Below are 21792 nucleotides of genomic sequence, written 5' to 3' on the forward strand. Positions count from 1 at the left end.
GTCGCCTCGCACCGTGTCCTGGCGGGGTCCGGCCGGAGCCGCGTGCCGACCGCCGGAAAGGGACCGCGGAGGTCAGAGGGAGGAGGAGACCGGGCGGACCACCACGGCGACGGTGCTGACCGGCCCCCGATGCTCGAACCGCAGGGTGAACGGCACGATGTCGCCGGGCTGGAGGCCATCCTTCGGCAGCAGGGTGAGACTCACCCCGTGGGGAGACATGGACAGTTCGCCGCCTGCCGGAACAGCCGTCGACGCCACCGAGTCCCGGTACGCCCCGCCCGCCTCGGTGACGCGATGGCGGGTCAGCGTGATCTCCCCCAGGGCGGACGGCGAGGTGGCTCCGGTCAACCGGTCACCGGAACCGCCGGAGTTGGCGATGTCGAAATACGCCGCGGTCTCCCGGCCGTCCCCGTACGGCAGATAGACCCGCCCCGGCACCACGTCGATCCGGGCCGGGGAGCCGGCGTGGCCCGTGCCGACCCAGGTGGTGAGACCGCCCAGGGCGATGGCGGACGCGGCGAGCGGCGCAAGCACGGCCGGCAACGCGTCGACGAGCCGGCGCCTCCTCTTCGCCGCCTTCCCCTGCCGGGCCGCCTCCTCCTGCTGCGGAGGCGTCCCCTCCCGTGCGGCCTTGCCGCCCTCAGCCGGCTTCCCCCTCATCGCCTCGTCCACCGTGCCCACCGTCTCGTCCGCCCTGTCCGCCGCGTCGTCCACCGTCTCGTCCGCCCTGTCCGCCGCGTCCGTCATCGCCTGCGGCCCTTCGCCTTCGACGGCTGCCAGGCGCGCAGACGCAGACTGTTGCCGACCACGAGGAGCGAACTCACCGACATGGCCACCGCCGCGAGCATCGGATTGAGCAGCCCCACCAGGGCGAGTGGCACGGTCACGGCGTTGTACCCGAAGGCCCACACCAGATTGGCCCGGATCGTGCCCAGGGTGCGCCCGGCCAACCGCACGGCGTCCGCGAGGGCCTCGATGTCACCGCGCACCAGGGTCACATCGGCCGCCCCGATCGCCGCGTCGGTACCGCTTCCCATGGCGATTCCGAGGTCCGCCCCGGCCAGCGCGGCGGCGTCGTTGATCCCGTCGCCGACCACCGCGACCCGTCTGCCCTCCTCCCGCAGCCGCCGCACCAGCGCGGCCTTGCCCTCGGGGGTGCACCGGGCGTGCACGGTCTCGATGCCCAGTTCCGCCGCGACACTGCGCGCCGGCGCCTCCCGGTCGCCGGTGGCGAGCACCGGTTCCACGCCCAGCCGCCGCAGCCTCTCCACGGCACGGAAGCTCCCGGCCCGCACCACGTCACCGACCTCGACGAGGGCCTCGGGCCTTCCGTCCACGCGGACCAGGACCGGGGTGTGGGTGGTGCTCCCCGCCGTCAGCAGCGCCTCGGCCAGCGGCTCGGGCAGTTCACCGTCGGGCGCCACCACCTCGACCAGTCGGCCGTCGACCCGGCCCCGTACTCCCCGTCCGGCCACGGCCGTGAAACCGCCCACCTCGGGCAGCGGCCGTTCGGGCGCCGCCCTGCGCGCATACGAGACGACCGCCCGGCCCAGTGGATGCTCCGAGCCCTGTTCGACGGCGCCGGCCAGCCGGAGCACCTCTTCGAGCCCCAGCCCGTCCGCGGCGATCGTCACACGGGCGACGGTCATCCGCCCGGTGGTGAGCGTGCCGGTCTTGTCCAGGACGACGGTGTCGACGTGCCGCAGGCCCTCCAGCGCCCTGGGCCCGCCGACCAGGACGCCCAGTTGCGCTCCGCGGCCGGTCGCCGCCATCAGCGCGGTCGGTGTCGCGAGCCCGAGTGCGCAGGGGCAGGCCACGACGAGGACCGCCACGCTCGCGGTGACGGCGGCCTGCGGATCGGCGCCCGCCCCGAGCCAGAAGCCGAGGGCGGTGACCGCGAGGGAGAGGACGACCGGCACGAACACGCCCGACACCGAGTCGGCCAGCCGCTGCGCCCTGGCCTTGCCCGCCTGGGCGTCGGTGACCATGCGGGTGATCCTGGCGAGCCGGGTGTCGGCTCCGACGGCCGTGGCCCGCACCAGCAGCAGCCCGCCCGCGTTGACCGCGCCGCCCACCACGGGCGAGCCCGGTCCGATCTCGACCGGCTCGCTTTCCCCCGTGACAAGCGCCAGGTCCACCGCCGAGCTGCCCTCGACCACCTCGCCGTCGGTGGCGACGCGCTCCCCTGGACGCACCACGAAGACCTGTCCGACCCGCAGCTCCTCGATCGGGACCAGTCGTTCGCCGGTGCCGTCCCGGACCGAGACCTCCTTGACGGCGAGCCTGGCCAGGGACCGCAGCGCGGCTCCGGTTCCGCGACGGGCCCGCGCCTCGAGGAACCGCCCCGCCATGACGAAGAGGGGCACCCCGACGGCCGCCTCGAGATACAGGTGTGCCGTACCGTCCGAGGCCGCCGGCAGCAGGGTGAACGGCATGGTCATGCCCGGCTCTCCCGCGCCGCCGAGGAAGAGCGCGTACACCGACCACGAGAAGGACGCGACCACTCCCAGCGACACCAGGGTGTCCATGGTGGCGGCGGAGTGCCGCAGTCCGCGCAGTGCCCGGACGTGGAAGGGCCAGGCGCCCCACAGGGCGACCGGCGCCGCGAGCGCGAAGCACAGCCACTGCCAGTTGCGGAACTGCCAGGCCGGCACCATCGACAGCACGAGCACCGGCACCGCGAGGAGTGCGGTGACCACCAGTCGGTCGCGCTCCCGCCGCGTGTCCTCGCTCTCCTCGTCCGCTTCCCGCGGTTCCCCCTTCTCCTGCGGTTCGGGCGGCGCCGGGAGTGCGGCCGTGTAGCCGGCACCCTCGACCGCGGCGACCAGTTCGGCCGGCCCGACCGCGGGCGGATGGCTCACCCGGGCCGTGCCCGTGGCCAGGTTGACGGTCGCCGTGACGCCGTCGAGCCTGCCGAGGCGCTTCTCGACACGCCGTACACAGGCCGCGCAGGTCATTCCGCCCACGGTCAGATCCGTGGTGACGAGTGCCTCGGCCGCGGTGCCCATCAGTGGCCCACCCCGCCGCCGTGCCCCGTACCGCCGTGTGCCCCTTCGCCGTCGGCGCCACCACCGGACGGGGTGGCGTGCATGCCCGGGGCCACGGGACCCACGCGCTCCCCGAGCGCGTGGGAGCCCGCGAAGACCAGGGCCAGCAGCAGGAGGAAGCCGCACAGCGCGGGCGGCGGCAGCGTCTTTCGAAGCGCCGTCTTCACCCCGGGCGCTGCCTGTCGGGAGTCGTCCATCACCGGGTCCCTCTGTCGCGTACGAACGGCCTGATCGGGTGGGTACGGGGACGGTCCGGTCCACCGTACGCTCCAGGTGTCGTACCCAGGGGGGGTAGGGTTCCCGGAGCTGTCGCGTGACATGGGTCACACAGAAGACCCTCCTCCCGGATCCGATACTGACGGAACATCAGGATCTGGGCCGGGCCGGACGCGCCCGTGCCTCCCGGGGACCGGCTCAGCACCGGGCACCCCCCTTTGACCAGGCGGATTCCGGCCGTTCCCGCCTCCCGGATCCACCCACGGAGCGCAGGCGGTGGCGGCAGCTACCGGGCAGCGGCGCACCCGAATCGCGCAGCGGGCGCCGACCGCCGGTGCGGACAGGCTTCACGGGGCGCCGCACAGGGTATCCCGGGGGCAGTCCATGCGGCCGCCGGCGGGAGACCCGTCGGTGCACCGCACTCCTGGAGGTGGAAAGCATGACCGACATCAGCGGGCTGGAGCCCGTTGCGGCGTTCTGCGGGAAGTGCGACTGCGGCTGCCCCCAGCTGTTCGTCGACCCGGGCGCCCCGGTGGAGCGCCGCGTCGTGCTGACCGACGACTTCGGCCAGCGCGTGCAGATGAGCGCCGACCAGTTCTCCTCACTGGTCGACGACGCCAAGAACGGCAAACTCGACGGGATCGCCCTGTCCTGACGACCACGGCCCACCGGCCCGGAGCCCGGAGCGCGCATCGGCCCGCCCCGGGCTCCGGCCGCTCCGCCCCGCACCCGTCGCACCCGTTGCGGCCGTTGCGGCCGTTGCGGCGCCGGGTCGCGCGACCCGGCGCGGGAGCGCCGCACGGCCGGCGGCACACGCCGGAGCGGTGTCGCGCTGCCGGTGCGCTCCGCCCGCCGTCGGCGGCTCCAGGCCCTGCGGACGGCCGGGGCCGCCGGACCACCGGCCCGCCGGCACTCCGAACAGCGGGACCGCCAGACCGCCAGACCGCCGAACCGCCGAACTGCCGAACCGCCAGATCATCGAACAGCAGGACCACCGAACTACCGGACCACCGAACCCCCGTTCTGTGATGTGGCACACATCCCCTCGGCCGCCAACGACCGCCGGACACCGCGGGCGACACGGCAGGCCGTCGGCAACCGGCTGCGCACAGACCGCGGATGTCCCCGCTCCCGGCAGTGAGGAGATCGGAGCACCCGGTTCCGCACACACATGCGGTGTCGGTACCTTGTGCGGGTGCGCGGACCGGGAAGCTGGCTGAGGCGGACCGGAAGCGGTCTGCTCTGCGCCTGTGCCTCCCTCCTGGTGGGCACCGCGGCACACGCCGCGGCCGGCGGCCGGCTTCCTGACGCGGGCGCTCTGCTGGCGGTCTTCGGTGTCCTGACGGTCCTCGGCACCGCTCTCGCGGGCCCGCGGCGCAGGTTCGACGCCGCCGTGCTGTCGCTCGGCGCGGTCCAGTTCGCCCTGCACATCGTCTTCCCTCTGCTGTCCTCCCGGCCCCTCTCGCCCGCCTCGCCCGCCTCGCCCGCCCCGCACAGCCGGCACGCGGGCGCGGGCACGTTCCCCGGGGCACGCGGCATACCGCACGGCCCTGTCCCGAGCGGCGGTCCGGCAGCCGGAACGGACTCGCCCCAAGGGGCGCTCGGCAGCGGTCTCGCGTCCGCCGACGCGGCCGGTCATTCCCTCACCACCGCGATGACGGCGGGCCATGCGCTGGCGACCCTCGGCACGGCGCTGTGCCTGGTGTTCGGGGAGCGACTGCTCCGCCGGCTCCGGGCGCTGCTGTGGTCCGGGCTCCGCCACCACTGCGCGGAATCGTTTCCGCTGCCGGCTCACCCCGCCTCCCCGGTTCCGGCGGCGGACGAACACCGCCTCCGGACGGGGGCGCTCACCCGCTGCCATCCACGGCGCGGTCCTCCCCTCCTCGCTCCGGCCTGACCGCCGACGTCCCCGGCGGTCACGGCGCACCGCCCCGGGGCGGGTTCGCAAGCCTTCGGCCCACGACCCGGGTCCACAGCCCTCGGTTCGCAGCCTCCCCGTTCGCCACCGGACGCGCCGTACCCCGGCGCGCAGCACTTGGGGATCCCACACATGACATCAACCGTCCACAGACAGCCGCAGGACGACGACCAGCGGCCCGCCGCACCGGAACCGGGCGCCACCGGGCGCTCCTGGCAGGGCGTCCGCGCCCTGCTGGTCCGCATGCACTTCTACGCCGGGGTCTTCGTCGCCCCGTTCCTCTTCGTGGCCGCCCTGACGGGCCTGCTCTACACCCTCACCCCGCAGCTCGACCAGCTCGTCTACGGCGACAAACTGACCGTCGGGCAGGTCGGTGAGGCCCGGCGGCCGCTCGCCGAGCAGATCGCGGCAGCCCGGTCCGCGCACCCCGAGGGCACGCTGGCCTCGGTGACCACCCCGTCCGGGCCGGAGGACACCACCCGCGTGGTGCTGTCGGTGCCCGAGTTGGCCGACAGGCAGCGCACCGTCTTCGTGGACCCCTACACCGCGGAGGTGCAGGGCGAGCTGACCACCTGGTGGGGTTCGACTCCGCTCACGACCTGGCTCGACGACGTGCACCGCAACCTCCACCTGGGGGAGACCGGGCGCCTGTACTCGGAGATCGCCGCCAGCTGGCTGTGGGTGGTCGTCGCCGGCGGTCTCGTCCTGTGGCTGGGCCGCAGCCGGGGCCTGCGCGCGAAGTCGGTCCGCGGTGTGCTGCTGCCCGACCGGACGGCCCGGGGCGTGCGCCGCACCCGAAGCCGGCACGCGGCGGCCGGCGTGTGGCTGGCGATCGCCCTGTTCTTCCTCAGCGCCACCGGCCTGACCTGGTCCCAGTACGCGGGCGAGCGCTTCGGACGCCTCCTCGACGCGGCGAAGGGACACGCACCGGAACTCGACACCCTTCTGCCCGGCGCCACTCCGCCCGCGGAGGACGAGCACGCCGGACATGCCGGCCACGGTGGAGCCGCGGCCGGCGCCGAGGAAGCCGACGCCGACCCGGGGGACTTCGACGCGGCGCTCAGGGTGGCCCGTCAGGCGGGGCTGGGCGGCACCGTCGACATCACGCCGCCCGCGGACGCGTCCGGCGCCTGGGTGGTGGCCCAGGGCGACAACGTCTGGCCCGTCCACTACGACCAGGTCGCGGTCGACGTCGACCAGGGCGAGGTCACGGCCCAGGCCCGGTGGGGTGACTACCCGCTCCTCGCGAAGCTCAGCAAGCTGGGCGTCCAGGGACACATGGGAGTCCTCTTCGGCATCGTCAACCAGATCGTGCTCGCCGCCGTCGCGATCGGCCTGATGGTGATGATCGTCTTGGGGTACCGCATGTGGTGGCAGCGGCGCCCCACCCGGTCGGACCGCAGTGCGCCGTTCGGAAGGGCGCCCGCCCGCGGCGCCTGGCGCCGGCTTCCCCTTCCGGTGCTGATCGTCGGCGTCCCGGCCGCCGTGGCCCTCGGATGGGCGCTGCCGCTGCTGGGTGTGACGCTGCTCGGGTTCGTCGTCGTGGACATCGCGGTGGGTCTCGTGCGGAGGCGCCGGACGGCGTGACCGCCGGGGGAGGGCGGGGCGGCCGTGTCCTCCCCCGGCCGGGCCCCGCGGCCCGTGCACCCGTACTCCCGGGGCCACCCGCGCACCCGCGCACTCGGCGCCCCTCCTCGGCGCGGCACCCCTTCGCCCCGCGGAGACCGGGCGGAGCAGCCGGCCGCCGCCCCGCCCGGGAGGGCGGGGCGGCGGCCGGCGGCGCGCACGGATCAGACGAGCGCGTCGGGGGCCGGGCCCACCAGTTCCTCCAGCACGTCCTCCATGGTGACGAACCCGATGACCGTGCCCTTGGAGCCGGTGACGGCGGCGAGATGGGTGCCGGCGCCCCGCATGGCCGTCAGGGTGTCGTCCAGGGGGGAGTCGATGGCGACCTTGATGATGGGGTGGAGGGCCGTCCGCGGGAACGGCTTCGTGCGGTCGGCTGCGCCGAGGGCGTCCTTGATGTGGAGATAGCCCAGGATCGCGCCGCCCTCCGCGACCACCGGGAGACGGGAGAACCGGTTGGCGACGGAAGCCCGCTCCAGCCCCTGGGGGGTGATGCCGGCGTCGACGGTGAGCATCTTGTTGAGCGGCACCATCGCCTCGCCGACCGGCCGGGTGCCCAGCTCCAGCGCATCCTGCAGCCGCTGGCCGTCCTCCGGCTCCAGGAGTCCGGCCTCGCTGGAGTCCTTGACCAGGCGGGCCAGCTCGTCGTCGGTGAAGACCGAGGCCACCTCGTCCTTCGGCTCGACCCGCAGCAGACGGAGCAGGGTGTTGGCGAAGGCGTTGATGCCGAAGATCACCGGTCGCAGTGCCCGGGTCAGCGCCACCAGCGGCGGGCCGAGGAGCAGCGCGGTCGGCACCGGGGCGGCGAGGGCGATGTTCTTCGGCACCATCTCGCCGAGGAGCATGTGCAGATACGTCGCCAGGGTCAGCGCGATGACGAAGGCGATGGGGTGGATCAGCGCGTCGGGCACGCCGATGGCCTGGAACGGGGGTTCCAGGAGATGGGCGATCGCCGGCTCGGCGACCGCGCCGAGCACCAGCGACGACACGGTGATGCCGAGCTGGGCGGTGGCCATCATCGCGGACAGGTGCTCGATGCCCCACAGGGTGGTCCTGGCGCGGCGGTTGCCCCGTATGGCGGCCGGCTCGATCTGGCTGCGGCGCACGGAGATCAGGGCGAACTCGGCACCGACGAAGAAGGCGTTGGTGACGAGGGTGAACGCGCCGATCAGCAGTTGGAGGGTGGTCATCGGATCTCCTCCACGCTCTGGGCCGCGGCGGGGGCGGTGAGGCGGACGCGGTCGGCGCGGTGGTGCTCGGTGCGCAGCACCGCCAACTGCCAGCCGTCGATGTCGAGGTGGTCGGCGGCGGCCGGGATGCGCTCCAGTCGGGCGGCGACCAGCCCGGCCAGGGTCTCGTACGGGCCGTCGGGCGCGGTGAAGCCGATCTCCTGGAGCTGGTCGATGCGCACGCTTCCGTCGGCGTCCCATACCCGGCGGCCGTCGAGCGCGGGCTCGGCCGGCTCCAGGTCGGGCGTCTCAAGGGGGTCGTGCTCGTCGCGGACCTCGCCGACGACCTCCTCGACGATGTCCTCGACCGTGGCGACACCGGCGGTGCCCCCGTACTCGTCGATGATCACTGCCATGGTGCGCGCCTTGCGCAGCCGGCCGAGGAGCTTGTCCACGGGCAGGGAGTGCGGCACCAGCAGGGGTGCGGTGGCCAGGCCGGCTATCGGGGTGAGCGGCCGCTTGTCCTCGTCCAGGGCGAGGACGTCGCGGATGTGCACCGTGCCGATGACCTCGTCGAGGCTGTCCCGGTAGACCGGGAAGCGGGAGAGGCCGGTGGCGAGGGTGAGGTTCGCCGCGTCGGCCGCGGTGGCCCGCATCTCCAGGGCGCGCACGTCGACGCGGGGCGTCATGACGTTCTCCGCGGTCAGTTCGCCCAGGTGCAGGGTGCGCACGAACAGCTCGGCCGAGTCGGCCTCGATCGCGCCCTCGCGCGCCGAGTGCCGGGCGAGGGCGATCAGTTCCTCGGGGGTCCTGGCCGACGCCAGCTCCTCCGCGGGCTCCAGCCCGAAGCGGCGCACCATGCGGTTCGCCGTGTTGTTCAGGTGGTGGATGAGCGGTCCGAACGCGGCGGTGAAGCCGCGCTGGGGCCCGGCCACCACCCTGGCCACGGCCAGCGGGCGGGAGATCGCCCAGTTCTTCGGCACGAGTTCGCCGACCACCATCAGGACGACGGTCGAGAGCGCGACGCCGAGGAGGGTGGACACGGTCGGCACGGCGCCCGAGGGCAGTCCCGCCGACTGGAGCGGGCCGCGCAGCAGGGCGGACACCGAAGGCTCCGCGAGCATACCGATCAGCAGCGAGGTCACGGTGATGCCCAGCTGGGCACCGGACAGCTGGAGGGTGAGGCGCTTCACGGCCTTGAGGGCGCTCTCGGCGCCCCGGTCGCCGGCCCGGGCGGCACGTTCCAGCTCACCGCGTTCGACGGTGGTGAGGGAGAACTCGGCCGCGACGAAGACCGCGCAGCCGAGCGTGAGCGCCAGGGCGACGAGCAGCAGGAGCACTTCGGTCACCGTGCCACCTCCCGGCCCTCGGAGAACGGCGGGCGGGACGGGGCACGGCTGGGACTGGGAGGTTCACCCATTGCGGGTCTGCTGCTCCTTCGTGACTCGGCGGGCCGGGTCGGCCCTGGTGGCTTCTCGTGGTCGGGACGGTACCCGCCACACCATGGTAAAGGACCGGTAAAGCACCTGACCATTCCCGTGGCACTGGCCATCCATGAGGACTTTTCGGCCAATCCGGTTCGGCCGCGCTGATACGCGGCCCCCGGCAGGGGCTCCGCTCCTATGCTTCTACATGCGTGTAGACAACGCCAGGGCGGTACGGGATGTTCCCGGGCGGCGAGGGTGCTCCCGGGCCCGGACCGCCCGCACGCGCGGCTCCGCCGCTTCCCGTAGAACCTCCCCGTACATGAAGGAGTGAACGCCACGATGGTGTTCAAGCGACTGCTCGGCTCGATCGGCGTCGGCGGCCCCGCCGTGGACACGGTCCTCTCCCCCGGAGCGGTCCCGCCCGGCGGGAGCCTCACCGGCGAGGTCCGCCTCGAGGGCGGAGACGCCGCCTTCGACATCGAGCACATCACCCTGGAGTTCGTCGCCCGGGTCGAAGCCGAGACCGATGACGGGGAGCACGAGGGAGAGGTCGCCTTCGAGCGGTTCACGGTCGGTGGCGGCTTCCGGCTCGAGGCGGGGGTACAGCACACGGTCCCCTTCTCGGTGACCGTGCCCTGGGAGACGCCGGTGACCGAACTGCACGGGCAGGCCCTCGGCGTCGTCCTCGGTGTGCGCACCGGCATCGCGGTGGCCGGCGCCCGGGACAAGGGCGATCTGGATGTGCTCGCCGTACGGCCGCTCCCCGTCCAGGAAGCGATCCTGGAGGCGTTCGGACAGCTCGGCTTCGGTTTCCGGTCCGCCGACGTCGAGTACGGGCACTGCCGGGGCACGGCGCAGCAGCTGCCCTTCTACCAGGAGATCGAACTCACCCCGCCCCCGCACCACGCCCACGCGGTCAACGAGGTCGAGGTGACCTTCATCGCGGGCCCCGGCGGTATGGAGGTGCTCCTGGAGGCCGACCGCCGCGACGCGCTCTACGGTGGCGGCCATGACACGCTCACCCGCCACACCGTCACCCACGAGGAGGCCGGCCACACGGACTGGAACGCCAGGGTCGGCGCCTGGCTGAACCAGCTGCTGGAGCACGGCCCCTCCCACGCCGGGCACGGGTCCCACGGCCTCGTCGACGAGACCGGGCACGGGAGCCACCACCACGGCGGGCACCGCGGCCCCGGCGCGGGCACCGCGATCGCCGCCGGCGCGGCCGGCCTCGCCGTGGGGGTCGGCGCGGGCATCATCGGTGCGGAGATCGTGGACGAGATCGGCGACGCCTTCGAGGAGGACGAGGAGGAAGCGGGCGACGACGACTGACGTCGCCCGGCGACGGCTGGCGACGGCTGGCGACGGGCGACGAGACTGCCGGGACCTGGCGGTGACCGACCGGGGCGGGGGCTGGGGGAGCTGCCGGGGCCGCCGCGGCGGCCCCGGCCTACAGCGGCGTCGCGGCCTTCAGGACCAGGAACAGCGCCACGGCCGAGTTCGCCGACGACAGCGCCGACGCCGCGGCCCCCGCGGCGGCCGTCCACAGCGCGACGCCCGCCGCAGTGAAGGCGGGCGGCCAGGTCCGGGCGGGCGGGACGGGCCCCAGCAGGGCGGCGACGCGCCGGGGCACCGGTCCCGTGGCGAATCCGGTCGGCGCTGCGGACGGCGCGCCCCGGGAGGCCATGGCCGCCTTTCCCACCGCCCGGGCCATCACGCGGCGGCTGCCGATCGCTCCGGCGGCCTCTTCGTCCGCCCATCGCTCAGCGCAGTAGACGACGGCGGTGTCCAGGGGGCGCAGAAAGGGGTTGACGCGGGCGGCCAGCCGGGCCGCGAGGAGGTGGCGGTGGTGCCCGGCGGCGAGATGTGCGCGCTCGTGCGCGAACAGGGCCCGGCGCTCCCGGGAGTCGAGGCGGGCCAGCATGCCGGCGGATGCCACGACCCTGCCCCGCGTCGGCCCCCGGCCGCCGGGCAGGGCGTAGGCGTACGGCGCCTCGTCGGGGAGCACGACGACCGAGGACGGCGGGAGCCCCTCCAGGGCGCGTTCGGCCCGGCGGCGGACGCGGCGGTGCCGCAGCAGCGTGTGGCCGGCGGCCACGGCGACGGCGGCCAGCGCGGGGATCGCCGCCCTGCCCGCGACCCCGTCGTACGGCACCGCCTCGCGCACCTCGGGATCGGACCAGCTGTCCGGCAGCGGATTCCCGGGCAACTGGGCGGTACCCACCACCATGATCAGGGCGAGGCACAGGGTGCTGCACAGGGCCAGCAGGGCGCCGACGCCGGACAGGAGACGGGTGGCCGTTCGGGGGTGCAGATGCTGCTCGGCCAGACGCGCGATCGGCCACGCCGTCAGCGGCAGCACCAGGGGCAGGAAGACGAAGAGGCCCACCCGGTCACTCCGCTGGACCGTCGTCCGCGTGGTCGACGTCCGCGTGGTCGACGTCCGCGTGGTCGACGTTCGCGTGGTCGAGCAATTCGCGCAGCACCTGCTCGTCCTCGCGGGAGAGGGAGGTGACGAAGCTGGTGAGCACCGCTTCCCGGTCGCGCTCGCCGTCGAGGACGCGGCGCATGCGCAGGGCGGCGAGACCCGCCTGGTCCGCGGTCGCCTCCCAGGCGAACGACCGGCCGTCCCGCTGCCGCGTGACGGCGTTCTTGGCCCGCAACCGGGACAGGATGGTCATGACCGTGGTGTACGCGAGTGCCCCGGGCAGGTGCTTTTGCACCCAGGCGGCGGTGACGGGACCCGGCGCGGTCCTCAGCACGGACAGCACCTGCGCCTCCAGTTCGCCCTGTCCGCGACGGCGCCCGCCGCCCGCCGGGAGCGAGCCGGCCGTTCCCCGGTCGTCCAACTCCGCCTCCCTCCGGCGTCATCCCGCCCGCGCGGCCTCATCGTACTGACTGCGGCGAGTCGCGGCGCGGGGCCGGCAGACCGACGTCAGCGGCGTCGGCGCATCACGGGAACCGCCCGGCACCGGACATGTGAGGCCGCTCACGGCCCACGACTCACGGCCCACGACTCACGGCCCACGACTCACGGCTCACGGCGAGAACCGCCCGGGGGCACCGCCCGGGCAACGCGCGGGCACCCCGGTGGCTCCGCGGGGAACCAGCGGCTGACGCAAGCGCGGCAGCCCCAGGGGCGAACGGCCGGCGGGCACCGTTCGCCCCTGGGGTGGCACCGTGCGAAGGGGCGTGGCTCACGCGACCAGGGTGACGCCGCTGCCCTCCCCGGGCGGTGTGGCCGGGTTCGGTGCGGTGCCCTGCGCCGGGGCACCGGTGGCGGGCGCGGGCACCGGGGCCGTGACGGCCGCCTCCGCCAGAAGCGCGTCGGCCCGCTCGAGCGCGTCCCCGATGGTGCCCGTGGCCGTCATCACGCACAGCGTGTAGGTCACGTCGTCCAGAGCACGGCGGCTCTCGTCGTTCCTCGGTGCGGCAATGCGCAGGTCCGCGTAACGCGCCAGGAGGCTCCGAAGCACCTTGGGGTCCGGCATCAGCACAGCGTCCACCCTTCTTCTGATGTGCTCACCATGTGCCCCGAATCCACCACCTCATGCACGGCATTTCAGGCGTCCCTCGCACCACACCACAAGGTCGCCCGTATGTCGGTACGGTCCGGGGCACCGCGGTTCGGGGATTCCGCCGGCTCGGTCGGCTGCGCCCTGGGCGGGACCCGTCGGTGCACCCGTCACCGGGCGGATGCACCGCGATCCCGGGTGCCCGTGGCGGTAGAAAGATATGGTTGCGGTGACGGGGACGGCTTTCCTCCGGACCCGCGGCGGTGTGACGGCCCGCAAGACGAGGGCGACCGATTCGGAGTGTCGGACGGTATGGATGCGAACCAGTCTGCTTCCCGGCCTCGGCGGTACGAGGACCGGGTGGTGGGCCACGAGTTCGTCCGGCTCCTCGAGGCCCTGTGGACCCGGGGCCGCGAGGTGCCGTACGCGCCGGTCTCGGCGTCGCAGCTCCGTGTGCTCTACACCCTCGAACGCGACGAGGGGATCAACCTCCGGACCCTCGGCGAACTGCTGGAATCGGCCCCGCCCTCCGTCAGCCGGCTCTGCGACCGGCTCGAGGCGCTCGGCTTCGTCCGGCGACTGCCCAGCCAGGTGAGCAGACGCGAGCTGGAACTGCATCTGACCAGCCATGGACGGACCTATCTCCAGGAGTTGCGCGGCCGGCGGGGCACCTCGCTGCTCGAAGTGATCGAGGGGATGACACCGGCCGCGGCCAGGGCGCTGCTCGTAGGGCTCGCCGGTTTCCGCGACGCGCTCGGGGAGACGGGCAGCGCACCGGGGCTGCGACCGGCCGACGACGCCCGTTCCGCCTGACAGCCGCCGCCCCGCGCCCGCGCCCGGCGCCCGCGCCCGGCGCCCGCGCCCTGCACCCGTCCCGCCCTGCGCCCGCGCCGTCGGCCCGCGCGCGAACGGCCCCCGTGCGGCCGGGCGTTCTCCACCCCGGCCGCACCGGGTGTCCTCCTCCGGTCGGCGCCGGGATCGGCGGCCGGTGGGGTACGCGGGGAGAGGGATAGGGTGGCCCGACGAGCGCCTGGTGCCTGCGGCCCGTGCCCCGCGCCACGGCGCTGCGCCCGGGGCCAGGACCGGGCACCGGCAGAGCACGTCTGATACGGAGTGTCACGGCATGAGCACGAGTCCGGCTCCACGCTCTCGGCGATCGGCCGATGCGGCGCGGGCGGCCTGCGACGTGATCGAGCTGCTCGAGATCCTGTGGGAGCGTGGCCGGGACACCGCATCGGCCGTGTCGGCCTCCCAGCTCCGGGTGCTGTTCAGCCTGGAGCACGCCGACGGGATCAACCTCCGGGCGCTCGGGGACGTCCTGGGTTCGGCGCCGTCGTCGGTCAGCAGACTGTGCGACCGGCTGGAGGCCATGGGACTGGTCGAGCGGGCCCCCAGCCCGGTCAGCCGGAGGGAGCTGACGATCCGCCTGACCGGTCACGGCCGGGCGCACCTTTCCGAGTTGCGCTCCCAGCGCGAGGAGGTCCTGCTGGCGGCCGTCCAGGCCATGGAGCCGGCCTCCCGCGCCGCGCTGTGGGAGGGGCTCCACGGATTCCGGCAGGCCGTGGTGGCGGACGCCGCCCAGGCCCCCGGTCCGGACAGCGGCTCCGCGCGCCCCTCGTGAACCGCCCGCCGGTCCTCCTGCCGGGCCGGGGGTGGTCCGCAGCCCATCGCCGACGGCGCGCCCTGCCGCCGCATCGGGAAGGGAGGCAGCCCACGCCACCGGATCAGGGCGTCAGTGCACGCCACCGGCGTCGGGGAGCGACACGAGGGAGCCCACCGGAGTCCGCGCCGCGTCCGTACCAGTCGAGGCAGAGCACCAGTGCGTCGTCGTCGAGGCCCTTGTCCCCCCGGTGGCCCGCGAGTTCCCGCAGCACCGCTCCGGGCACCTGGGTGGGGGGAAGAAGGCTTGTGGCGAGGAGCGTACGGGACAGGGACCGTTCGCCGTACGCCTCACCGGCCGACGACAACGCCTCGTAGACGCCGTCGCTGCCGAACACCATCCGGTCGCCCGGGCGTACGGTGAAACGCTCCGGCACGTACACCGTTTCCTCGAACATGCCGAGCGGCAGTTGTGCGTCGAACGGGATCGGCTCCACCTCCCGGTCACGCAGCCGCCACAGCCGGGGCGAGCCGGCGTCGATGGCCTCCACCTCTCCGGTGGCGAGGCCGAAGCGCATCAGCAGTACCGACACATACGCCCGGCCCCGGTAGTGGGCGTAGACGGCCTGGTCGGCGAGGGCGGCCTGGTCGGCGAGGCCGAGGCCCGCACGGCGGGCGTTGCGCAGGGCGTTCACGGCGAGACTGCTGAGAAGGGCGGCCTCGGTGCCGTCGCCCATGCCGTTGGTGACGGCGACGGTCAGGTGGTCGCGGGACACGGACCAGTCGTAGTTGTCGCCGAAGATCCCGTAGGCAGGTTCCAGCTGGGCGCCGAGGGCGAACTCGTCCCGGGCGCAGGCGCGGCCGGGGAGCAGCTGCCACTGGATCTCGGCGGCGAGGGTGAGCCGAGCGGCGCGGCGGGCCAGCAGGTAGAGGTCCGTGTCGCGCTCCGCGACGAGCAGCTCGTGCCCGAGCGCCTCGCAGGCCAGGCGGAGGCCGGGGAGATCGGCCCCGGCGAAGGCGTCAGCGGCCATCCCCACGGTCAGCACTCCCAGCCGGTCGCCGCGCACGGTGACGGGCAGGTGCACGGAGACCCGGCCCCCGCCCTCCTCCGTGACGTACGGCTCCTGCGCACCGAAGGCGCGCCCCTGGGGGCTGCCGTGGATCGGCACGGGCTCGACAGCGCCGGGCTCGCTCTCCACGGCCTGCAAGGACCGCGTCCCGTAGTCGGCCAGCCGGAGTTCGACCACGGTGGTGCCGTACCGCTCGTCGAGGGCGGCGCTCATCACGTCGAGCAGCGCATGGGGGGCGGCCCCGCGCAAGGCCTGCTCAAGCGCAGCGAACTTGTCCACGTCATCCGATTCTCGTCGTGCCGGAGCCACAAGCCCAGCATGCCGTCATTGTGCACGTATCCACGGACTCCGGGGTCACGAACGCCGGGCACGAGACCATGATCCTACGAGCCGAAAGCAACATTTGTCACGCGGCAATGATGTCCGGGCGGCAACTTGACCCGAGGGGTGTGCGCGTGTCCATGCTGGGCACACGTGCTGCCGTCGGCACGTGCGCCGACCCCGCGGCGTGGTGCCCCTTGGGGCCCTCGCACCCTGCGCCACGATCCATCCGAAAAGCGGAGGCACTTCCCCATGGAACAGAACCTGGACGTCGAGGTCGAGATCCACGACCCCAGCACGGCGGTGGTGACGATCCAGGGCGAGCTGGACGTCGACACGGCGACACTGCTCCACCACCATCTGGCCAACCAGGCCCTCCACGGCCGGCGCCATCTCGTACTGGACCTGTCCGCCGTGGGGTTCATGGACTCCTCCGGGCTGAACGTGCTCATACGCGCCACCAGGGAGGCGCGGGCCCTGGGGGGAGATCTGCACCTCGCCGCTCCGGCGCCGCAGGTTGCCCGACTGTTCGACCTCACCGGGCTGAGCCTGACGAACGCCGTCCACGAGAACGTCGAAACGGCGCTCACCACCCTCGGAGGAGCGTGCGCCCCCTCGTGACGGGAACTTCCGCCCGACAGACAGACCCCCGCGCGTGACCGGCACTTCCGACGGATCCTTCCGCCGGGCCCTCCCTGCCGGGGGCACGCCCCCGCCCGACGCACGCATCCCGGCCGCACACGGGCCGACGGCGCCCCCTTCCGCCGCCGTGCCGTCGGGGCCCGCCGGCGAGCACCTCCCCCGCGGCGGACGGTGGCGCAGGCCGCCGTCCGCCGCTCTATAGGGTGGGGGCGTGGCGAGGACGAACAAGACGGGGCCGGTGGACACCGCCACCACCGCCGCAGCGACCGGCGCGGTGGCGGGACCGGCCGGGCCGGTGGGCCGCGACCTGCAAGCCTTCGCCGTGGAGCTGCGCCGGCTGAACGGCGAGATGAACCGGCTCGTCCACGGCTTCGCCGCCGCCCAGGGACTGCACGCCACCGACGTACAGGCGCTGGCCGCGATCCTGGACTCCGACACCCCGATGACACCCGGGCGGCTGCGGGAGCACCTCGGACTGACCTCCGGGGCCGTGACGGCGTGCCTCGACCGGCTGGAGCGGGCAGGCCACGTTCGCAGATCCCGCGACAGCAGGGACCGCCGGGTCGTCCATCTGCACTACGCCGCGCGCGGAAGGTCCGCCGCACGCGCACACTTCCTGCCGCTCGCCGAGGCGGCGGCCCGCGCCCAGGAAGGCTTCGACGACGGCGAACTGGCCGTCGTGCTGCGCTTTCTGACCGCGATGAACCAGGAGCTGGACCGCCTCTCCGGCCGCGGCTGACCCCCTTCCGCCGACCCGTCCGGCGGGGCCGGCGAGGCCGGCGAGGCCGGCGAGGCCGCCATGGGACCCCCTCGGGACCTTTTGGGGACCTCTTTGGGACCTTTGCGGCAACTCCCCGGGACTCGGAGCATCCGGCGGCGGCCCGCCCCCGGAAGAGGAGGCGCCGTGCCGCCCCGTGACGACCGGCCGCCCCGCCGGACCGTCCGGCCGCCGGGACCCCGGTTCGGCGCCGGGACCGGCACATGGCAAACTGCTTCAATCATCGAGATAGTCGATGACCGAAACAAATACCCCTCGCCCGTCGCGTGAAGCAACCGCACACACCCGGGAGTGCCATGTCACCCTCCTCGCGTCCGGCCCGCAGGCTGGTACCGCTCCTCCTGCTGGCCGTCTGGCTCGCCTGCGGCGCCGCCCTGGGCCCCTATGCCGGGAAGCTCGGCGAGGTCGCCACCAACGACCAGGCGGCCTTCCTGCCGCGCAGCGCCGAGTCCACCAGGGTCGCGGAGGCCCAGGAGGCCTTCCGGCAGGACGAGACGCTCCCGGCGGTCGTCGTCTGGACCCCCGAGGACGGCGCCGTGGACGCGGCGATGCAGCGGTCCGCAACCGACGCCCTGGCCTCGCTCGAGGGAGCGACAGGCATCGCGGGCGCCGCGTCCCCCGCCGTCCCCGCCGAGGACGGACGCGCCCTCCAGGGAGTCGTCCAGCTGCGGCCCGACCTGGGCGAGCAACTCCCCGACGTCCTGGCTGCGGTGCGCCAGGCCGCGGACGGGGTGCCCGGCGCGGCGGCCCGCATCGCAGGCCCCGCCGCGACCCAGGCCGATCTGTCCGACGCCTTCGCCGGGATCGACGGACTGCTGCTGGCCGTCGCCCTCGCCACCGTGCTGCTGATCCTGCTGCTGGTGTACCGCAGCGTGCTGCTGCCGCTGGTCGTGATCGCCGGTGCCGTCCTCTCACTCGCCCTGGCCTGCGCCGTGGTCTACGCACTCGCCGACCGCGACGTGGTGCGGGTCGACGGGCAGGTCCAGGGCATCCTGTCCATCCTCGTGATCGGCGCCGCGACCGACTACGCACTGCTGCTGACGGCCCGCTACCGCGAGGAACTGGCCGGGCGGACGGACCGGTTCGCGGCGATGAAGGCGGCGCTGCGCCGGTCCACCGGCCCCGTCGTGGCGAGCGCTGCCACCGTCGCCCTCGGCCTTCTCGCACTCCTGTTCAGCGATCTGACCAACAACCGGGCCCTCGGGCCGGTCGGCGCCATCGGCATCGTCTGCGCCGTGCTCAGCGCCCTCACCTTCCTGCCGGCCGTGCTCGTCCTGCTCGGGCGTGCCGCGTACTGGCCCGCCCGTCCCCGGCAGGCGGCCGGCGGCGACTGCGCGGACCGGGGCGTCTGGCCGCGCGTGGCCGCGCTGGTGGACCGCGCCCCGCGCAAGGTCTGGGCCGCCACGCTCGCCGGCCTGCTGGCCTGCGCGGCGTTCGCCCCCGGCCTGGTGTCGAAGGGAGTTCCACTGGACGAGATCTTCGTCAACGACGCACCCTCGGTCACCGCACAGGCCGTGCTCGGCGAGCACTTCCCCGGCGGCTCGGGCAACCCGGCGGTCGTGATCGCCGACGCGGGCCGCGTCACGGAGGTGACGGCGGCGGCCGCCGCGACCGAGGGAGTGGACTCCGCGGCACCGGTGACCGCGTCCGGGCGCCCCGGCGCGGGGGAACCGCTGACGGCCGGCGGCAAGGTCCGGATCGACGTCACCCTGGAGGACGCCGCGGACAGCGACGCCGCCAAGGACACGGTGGTACGCCTCCGTGCCGCGGTGCACTCGGTCTCCGGCGCGGACGCCCTGGTCGGCGGCTACACGGCGCAGCAGTACGACACCCAGCGGACCGCCGAGCGGGACCGTCTGCTGATCGTGCCCGTCGTGCTCGTGGTGATCCTGCTCATCCTGGTCGCGCTGCTCCGCTCGGTGCTGGTGCCCGTGCTGCTCGTCGCGACCGTCGCCCTCAACTTCGTCGCGACACTGGGCGTCTCGGCGCTGGTGTTCCAGGGCGTGTTCGGGTTCTCGGGCACGGACGCGTCGGTGCCGCTGTACGGGTTCGTCTTTCTGGTGGCCCTCGGCGTGGACTACAACATCTTCCTGATGTCCCGGGTCCGGGAGGAGTCACTCCTGCACGGCACGCGGGAGGGCGTCCTGCGCGGTCTCACCGCCACCGGAGGGGTCATCACCTCGGCGGGCGTGGTGCTGGCCGCCACCTTCGCCGCGCTCGCCGTCATCCCGCTGGCGTTCCTCGTCCAGATCGCCTTCATCGTCGCCTTCGGCGTCCTGCTCGACACCCTCGTCGTACGGTCCCTGCTCGTCCCCGCCCTCGTCAGGGACATCGGCCGCACCGCCTGGTGGCCCGGTCGGCTGAGCCGGGAGCCGTCGGTGGACCGGGAGCGGTCCCCTGCGGTACCCGCGGACGTCGGCTGACGTCGGCTGACGTCGGCTGACCTCGACCGCACCGGAACGCGACCGCTCCCGTTGGGCCGTCCGGGTCATGCCTCAGAGGCGGCGGCGATTACCCCTCGCCCCGGCGGGTAGCCAAATGATCACTTTCAGTGGCCGAACCGTCCCGGCGAGGGCCGAAGGAACGACCACGGCAAGGAGTGCGCGATGAAGAGCGGTTTGGAAGCGTTGCTCGAGCAGGTGCGGGAACGGGGCCACTACGGCAGGAGGCCGGAAGCCGCAAGGGCCGTCGAGAGCGTCCTCGACGTACTCGGCGCCCATCTGGTGGGGGACGACCGCAGCGATCTCGCGCGGTTGCTGCCGCAGCAGTGCGGTCCGCTGCTGACGGACGGCTCGCCGGCGAGCGAGCCCCTGACTCCCCGGGCCTTCGTCGAGGCCGTCGCGGCACGGGACCACGGCGACTTCGGCGAGGCCCGGCGCGCCGTCAGGGCCGTGCTCGGCATCGTGGCCGATGTCGCGGACGACGCCCTGCTGCGGCGGATCCTCACCCAACTGCCCCCGGGCCACGCGGGGCTGTTCGGCCGTATGGAGCCGGTATGAGCACCGGTACGGGCCGTGTGGACCGCGTCGGCGAAGCAGGCGGTCCGGGCGGTGCGGGGGCCGCAGGCGGCATGGGCGGTAGGCGCGGCAGGGGCAGCGGCATGGGCGGTGGGGACAGCGGCACAGGCGGCATGGGCGGTACGGAAGTGATCACCGCAGCCTCGCCTCAGGCGACCCCCGAAAGACGCCGGACGGATCGGTGCACAGCGGGGAATGCTCTCGGAATCCCGGGGTATGCGGACCGCGCACGGGGGATGGAGACTCGGACGACAGGGGTGGATGGCATGGCAGCCGTGACCGCAGCGGCAATCGCGGCACAGGAGACGACTTCGGCGATCGACGGGATCGGGCTCGCGCCGATCGCGGACCCGTCCAAGGTGGCTCCCCAGGATGCACGCGGCCTCTCCCGTCAGTTCTTCGCACGACTGGCACAACTCGAGGAGGGCACGCACGAGTACCAGTACGTGCGGAACACCCTCATCGAGATGAACCTCTCGCTGGTGAGGTATGCGGCGGGTCGCTTCCGCAGCCGCGGCGCGGACGAGATGGAGGACATCGTCCAGGTCGGCACGATCGGCCTGATCAAGGCCATCGACCGCTTCGACCTGTCGCGCGAGGTGGAGTTCACCACCTTCGCCGTCCCCTGCATCGTGGGGGAGATCAAGCGCTTCTTCCGGGACACCAGCTGGGCGGTGCACGTCCCCCGGCGCCTCCAGGAGGCCCGCGTCGAGCTGGCGAAGGCCACCGAGGAGCTGCGGAGCCGGCTCGGCCGGACCCCCACGGTGAGGGAGCTCTCCGAGCTGATGTCCCTGCCCGAGGCGGACGTGATCGAGGCCCGCAAGGCCTCCAACGCCTACAACTCCGCCTCGCTTGACGCCGCACTGACGGGCGACAGCGCCCAGGACGGCGAGGCGGCACTCGCCGACTTCATCGGTGCGGAGGAGGCCGCGCTCGAACTGATCGAGGACTTCCACTCCCTCGCTCCCCTGGTCGCCGAACTCGAGGAGCGCGACCGCAGGATCCTGCATCTGCGATTCGTGGAGGAACTCACCCAGGCGCAGATCGGTGAACAGCTGGACATCTCCCAGATGCACGTGTCACGGCTGCTGACCCGCATCATCAAGCGGCTGCGCTCCGGGCTGCTGGAAGCCGGCACCGCCTGAGCGGCGAGGAGTGCGTCCGCGCCCCGCACGAGTCAGGTCCCGCGGGCGCACGGCAACGGGCGAGGGACGGCCGGTGTGGCCCCACCCACGGAGGACGCTGCGGCGCGCGTCCCCGACGGGCAGGGGGCCATCGCCGTCCGCATGGGGCGGCAGCCGGCGCGGTCCTTCGCCGAGGCGGTACGACGGCGGCCTCGGCAGCCGGCCGGCACGATCGCCTCAGCCCCCGGGCGATGCCTCGGCCCCCGGACCCCTGACGCACACGCAGTCCCCCTGAACCACCGTGCCCGGCGGTGTTCCGCCGC

At 73.8% G+C, this 21792-nt stretch carries 20 protein-coding genes; 11 read left to right on the plus strand and 9 right to left on the minus strand.

Annotated elements, in window-relative coordinates:
• Positions 1-72: 72 nt before the first annotated feature.
• Genes SCWH03_RS17765 through SCWH03_RS17775 form a run of 3 tightly spaced genes read right to left on the minus strand, consistent with a single transcriptional unit; the run spans position 73 to position 3244 of the window.
• Positions 73-747, minus strand: coding sequence for a copper chaperone PCu(A)C (locus SCWH03_RS17765; protein WP_173265241.1), 675 nt, complete (start codon positions 745-747; stop codon positions 73-75).
• Positions 744-3008 carry a heavy metal translocating P-type ATPase gene (locus SCWH03_RS17770; RefSeq protein ID WP_173265242.1) on the minus strand — a complete coding sequence of 755 codons (2265 nt, stop codon included), beginning with the start codon at positions 3006-3008 and terminating at the stop codon, positions 744-746. The genes SCWH03_RS17765 and SCWH03_RS17770 overlap by 4 nt, the downstream gene beginning before the upstream one ends.
• Positions 3008-3244 (minus strand): hypothetical protein, encoded by a 237-nt coding sequence (locus SCWH03_RS17775; RefSeq protein WP_173265243.1) that lies wholly within the window; start codon positions 3242-3244, stop codon positions 3008-3010. The genes SCWH03_RS17770 and SCWH03_RS17775 overlap by 1 nt, the downstream gene beginning before the upstream one ends.
• 458 nt (positions 3245-3702) lie before the next feature.
• Between SCWH03_RS17775 and SCWH03_RS17780 the strand changes: the two genes are divergently transcribed.
• The 3 genes from SCWH03_RS17780 to SCWH03_RS17790 all read left to right on the plus strand — a co-directional run bounded on the left by SCWH03_RS17780 (position 3703) and on the right by SCWH03_RS17790 (position 6768).
• Positions 3703-3918, plus strand: coding sequence for a hypothetical protein (locus SCWH03_RS17780; RefSeq protein WP_173265244.1), 216 nt, complete (start codon positions 3703-3705; stop codon positions 3916-3918).
• Positions 3919-4458: 540 nt separating this feature from the next.
• A complete protein-coding gene (locus SCWH03_RS17785; RefSeq protein WP_254076819.1) occupies positions 4459-5160 on the plus strand; it encodes a hypothetical protein in 702 nt (233 codons plus the stop codon).
• A gap of 153 nt (positions 5161-5313) precedes the next feature.
• Positions 5314-6768, plus strand: coding sequence for a PepSY-associated TM helix domain-containing protein (locus SCWH03_RS17790; RefSeq protein WP_173265245.1), 1455 nt, complete (start codon positions 5314-5316; stop codon positions 6766-6768).
• Between the two features lie 203 nt (positions 6769-6971).
• On the opposite strand, the gene SCWH03_RS17795 is transcribed toward SCWH03_RS17790, so the two are convergent.
• Positions 6972-7997, minus strand: coding sequence for a hemolysin family protein (locus SCWH03_RS17795; protein WP_173265246.1), 1026 nt, complete (start codon positions 7995-7997; stop codon positions 6972-6974).
• Positions 7994-9325: a hemolysin family protein gene (locus SCWH03_RS17800; RefSeq protein ID WP_173265247.1), complete on the minus strand. Its 1332-nt coding sequence runs from the start codon at positions 9323-9325 to the stop codon at positions 7994-7996. The genes SCWH03_RS17795 and SCWH03_RS17800 overlap by 4 nt, the downstream gene beginning before the upstream one ends.
• 417 nt (positions 9326-9742) lie before the next feature.
• Between SCWH03_RS17800 and SCWH03_RS17805 the strand changes: the two genes are divergently transcribed.
• Positions 9743-10735 (plus strand): sporulation protein, encoded by a 993-nt coding sequence (locus tag SCWH03_RS17805; RefSeq protein ID WP_173265248.1) that lies wholly within the window; start codon positions 9743-9745, stop codon positions 10733-10735.
• A 118-nt stretch (positions 10736-10853) separates the two neighbouring features.
• Here the strand turns inward: SCWH03_RS17805 and SCWH03_RS17810 are convergent, their stop codons facing one another.
• The 3 genes from SCWH03_RS17810 to SCWH03_RS17820 all read right to left on the minus strand — a co-directional run bounded on the left by SCWH03_RS17810 (position 10854) and on the right by SCWH03_RS17820 (position 12894).
• Entirely contained in the window at positions 10854-11792 is a 939-nt protein-coding gene (locus SCWH03_RS17810) for a M56 family metallopeptidase (RefSeq protein ID WP_173265249.1), read from the minus strand.
• A gap of 4 nt (positions 11793-11796) precedes the next feature.
• Positions 11797-12252, minus strand: a complete 456-nt coding sequence (locus SCWH03_RS17815) for a BlaI/MecI/CopY family transcriptional regulator (RefSeq protein WP_173265250.1) — start codon at positions 12250-12252, stop codon at positions 11797-11799.
• Positions 12253-12600: 348 nt separating this feature from the next.
• Positions 12601-12894 (minus strand): DUF5133 domain-containing protein, encoded by a 294-nt coding sequence (locus SCWH03_RS17820; protein ID WP_254076820.1) that lies wholly within the window; start codon positions 12892-12894, stop codon positions 12601-12603.
• A gap of 336 nt (positions 12895-13230) precedes the next feature.
• On the opposite strand from SCWH03_RS17820, the gene SCWH03_RS17825 reads away from it, so the two are divergent.
• Both SCWH03_RS17825 and SCWH03_RS17830 read left to right on the plus strand, forming a co-directional pair.
• Positions 13231-13731, plus strand: coding sequence for a MarR family transcriptional regulator (locus SCWH03_RS17825; protein WP_173265251.1), 501 nt, complete (start codon positions 13231-13233; stop codon positions 13729-13731).
• Between the two features lie 310 nt (positions 13732-14041).
• Entirely contained in the window at positions 14042-14539 is a 498-nt protein-coding gene (locus SCWH03_RS17830) for a MarR family winged helix-turn-helix transcriptional regulator (protein WP_173265252.1), read from the plus strand.
• Positions 14540-14642: 103 nt separating this feature from the next.
• Here the strand turns inward: SCWH03_RS17830 and SCWH03_RS17835 are convergent, their stop codons facing one another.
• Positions 14643-15800 (minus strand): PP2C family protein-serine/threonine phosphatase, encoded by a 1158-nt coding sequence (locus SCWH03_RS17835; protein WP_371872710.1) that lies wholly within the window; start codon positions 15798-15800, stop codon positions 14643-14645.
• 360 nt (positions 15801-16160) lie between these two features.
• Between SCWH03_RS17835 and SCWH03_RS17840 the strand changes: the two genes are divergently transcribed.
• From SCWH03_RS17840 to SCWH03_RS17860, 5 genes are all read left to right on the plus strand, one after another.
• Positions 16161-16529 carry an STAS domain-containing protein gene (locus tag SCWH03_RS17840; RefSeq protein ID WP_173265254.1) on the plus strand — a complete coding sequence of 123 codons (369 nt, stop codon included), beginning with the start codon at positions 16161-16163 and terminating at the stop codon, positions 16527-16529.
• Between the two features lie 295 nt (positions 16530-16824).
• On the plus strand, positions 16825-17289 hold the full coding sequence (locus tag SCWH03_RS17845) for a MarR family transcriptional regulator (protein ID WP_254076838.1): 465 nt from the start codon (positions 16825-16827) through the stop codon (positions 17287-17289).
• 335 nt (positions 17290-17624) lie between these two features.
• Positions 17625-19751: an MMPL family transporter gene (locus SCWH03_RS17850; protein WP_173265255.1), complete on the plus strand. Its 2127-nt coding sequence runs from the start codon at positions 17625-17627 to the stop codon at positions 19749-19751.
• Between the two features lie 183 nt (positions 19752-19934).
• Complete coding sequence (locus tag SCWH03_RS17855) at positions 19935-20327, plus strand: DUF2267 domain-containing protein (protein ID WP_173265256.1); 393 nt, start codon at positions 19935-19937, stop codon at positions 20325-20327.
• 284 nt (positions 20328-20611) lie between these two features.
• Complete coding sequence (locus SCWH03_RS17860; protein WP_254076821.1) at positions 20612-21490, plus strand: RNA polymerase sigma factor SigF; 879 nt, start codon at positions 20612-20614, stop codon at positions 21488-21490.
• Positions 21491-21792: the final 302 nt, after the last annotated feature.

Source organism: Streptomyces pacificus, from assembly GCF_011766325.1.
Classification (GTDB): Bacteria; Actinomycetota; Actinomycetes; order Streptomycetales; family Streptomycetaceae; genus Streptomyces; species Streptomyces pacificus.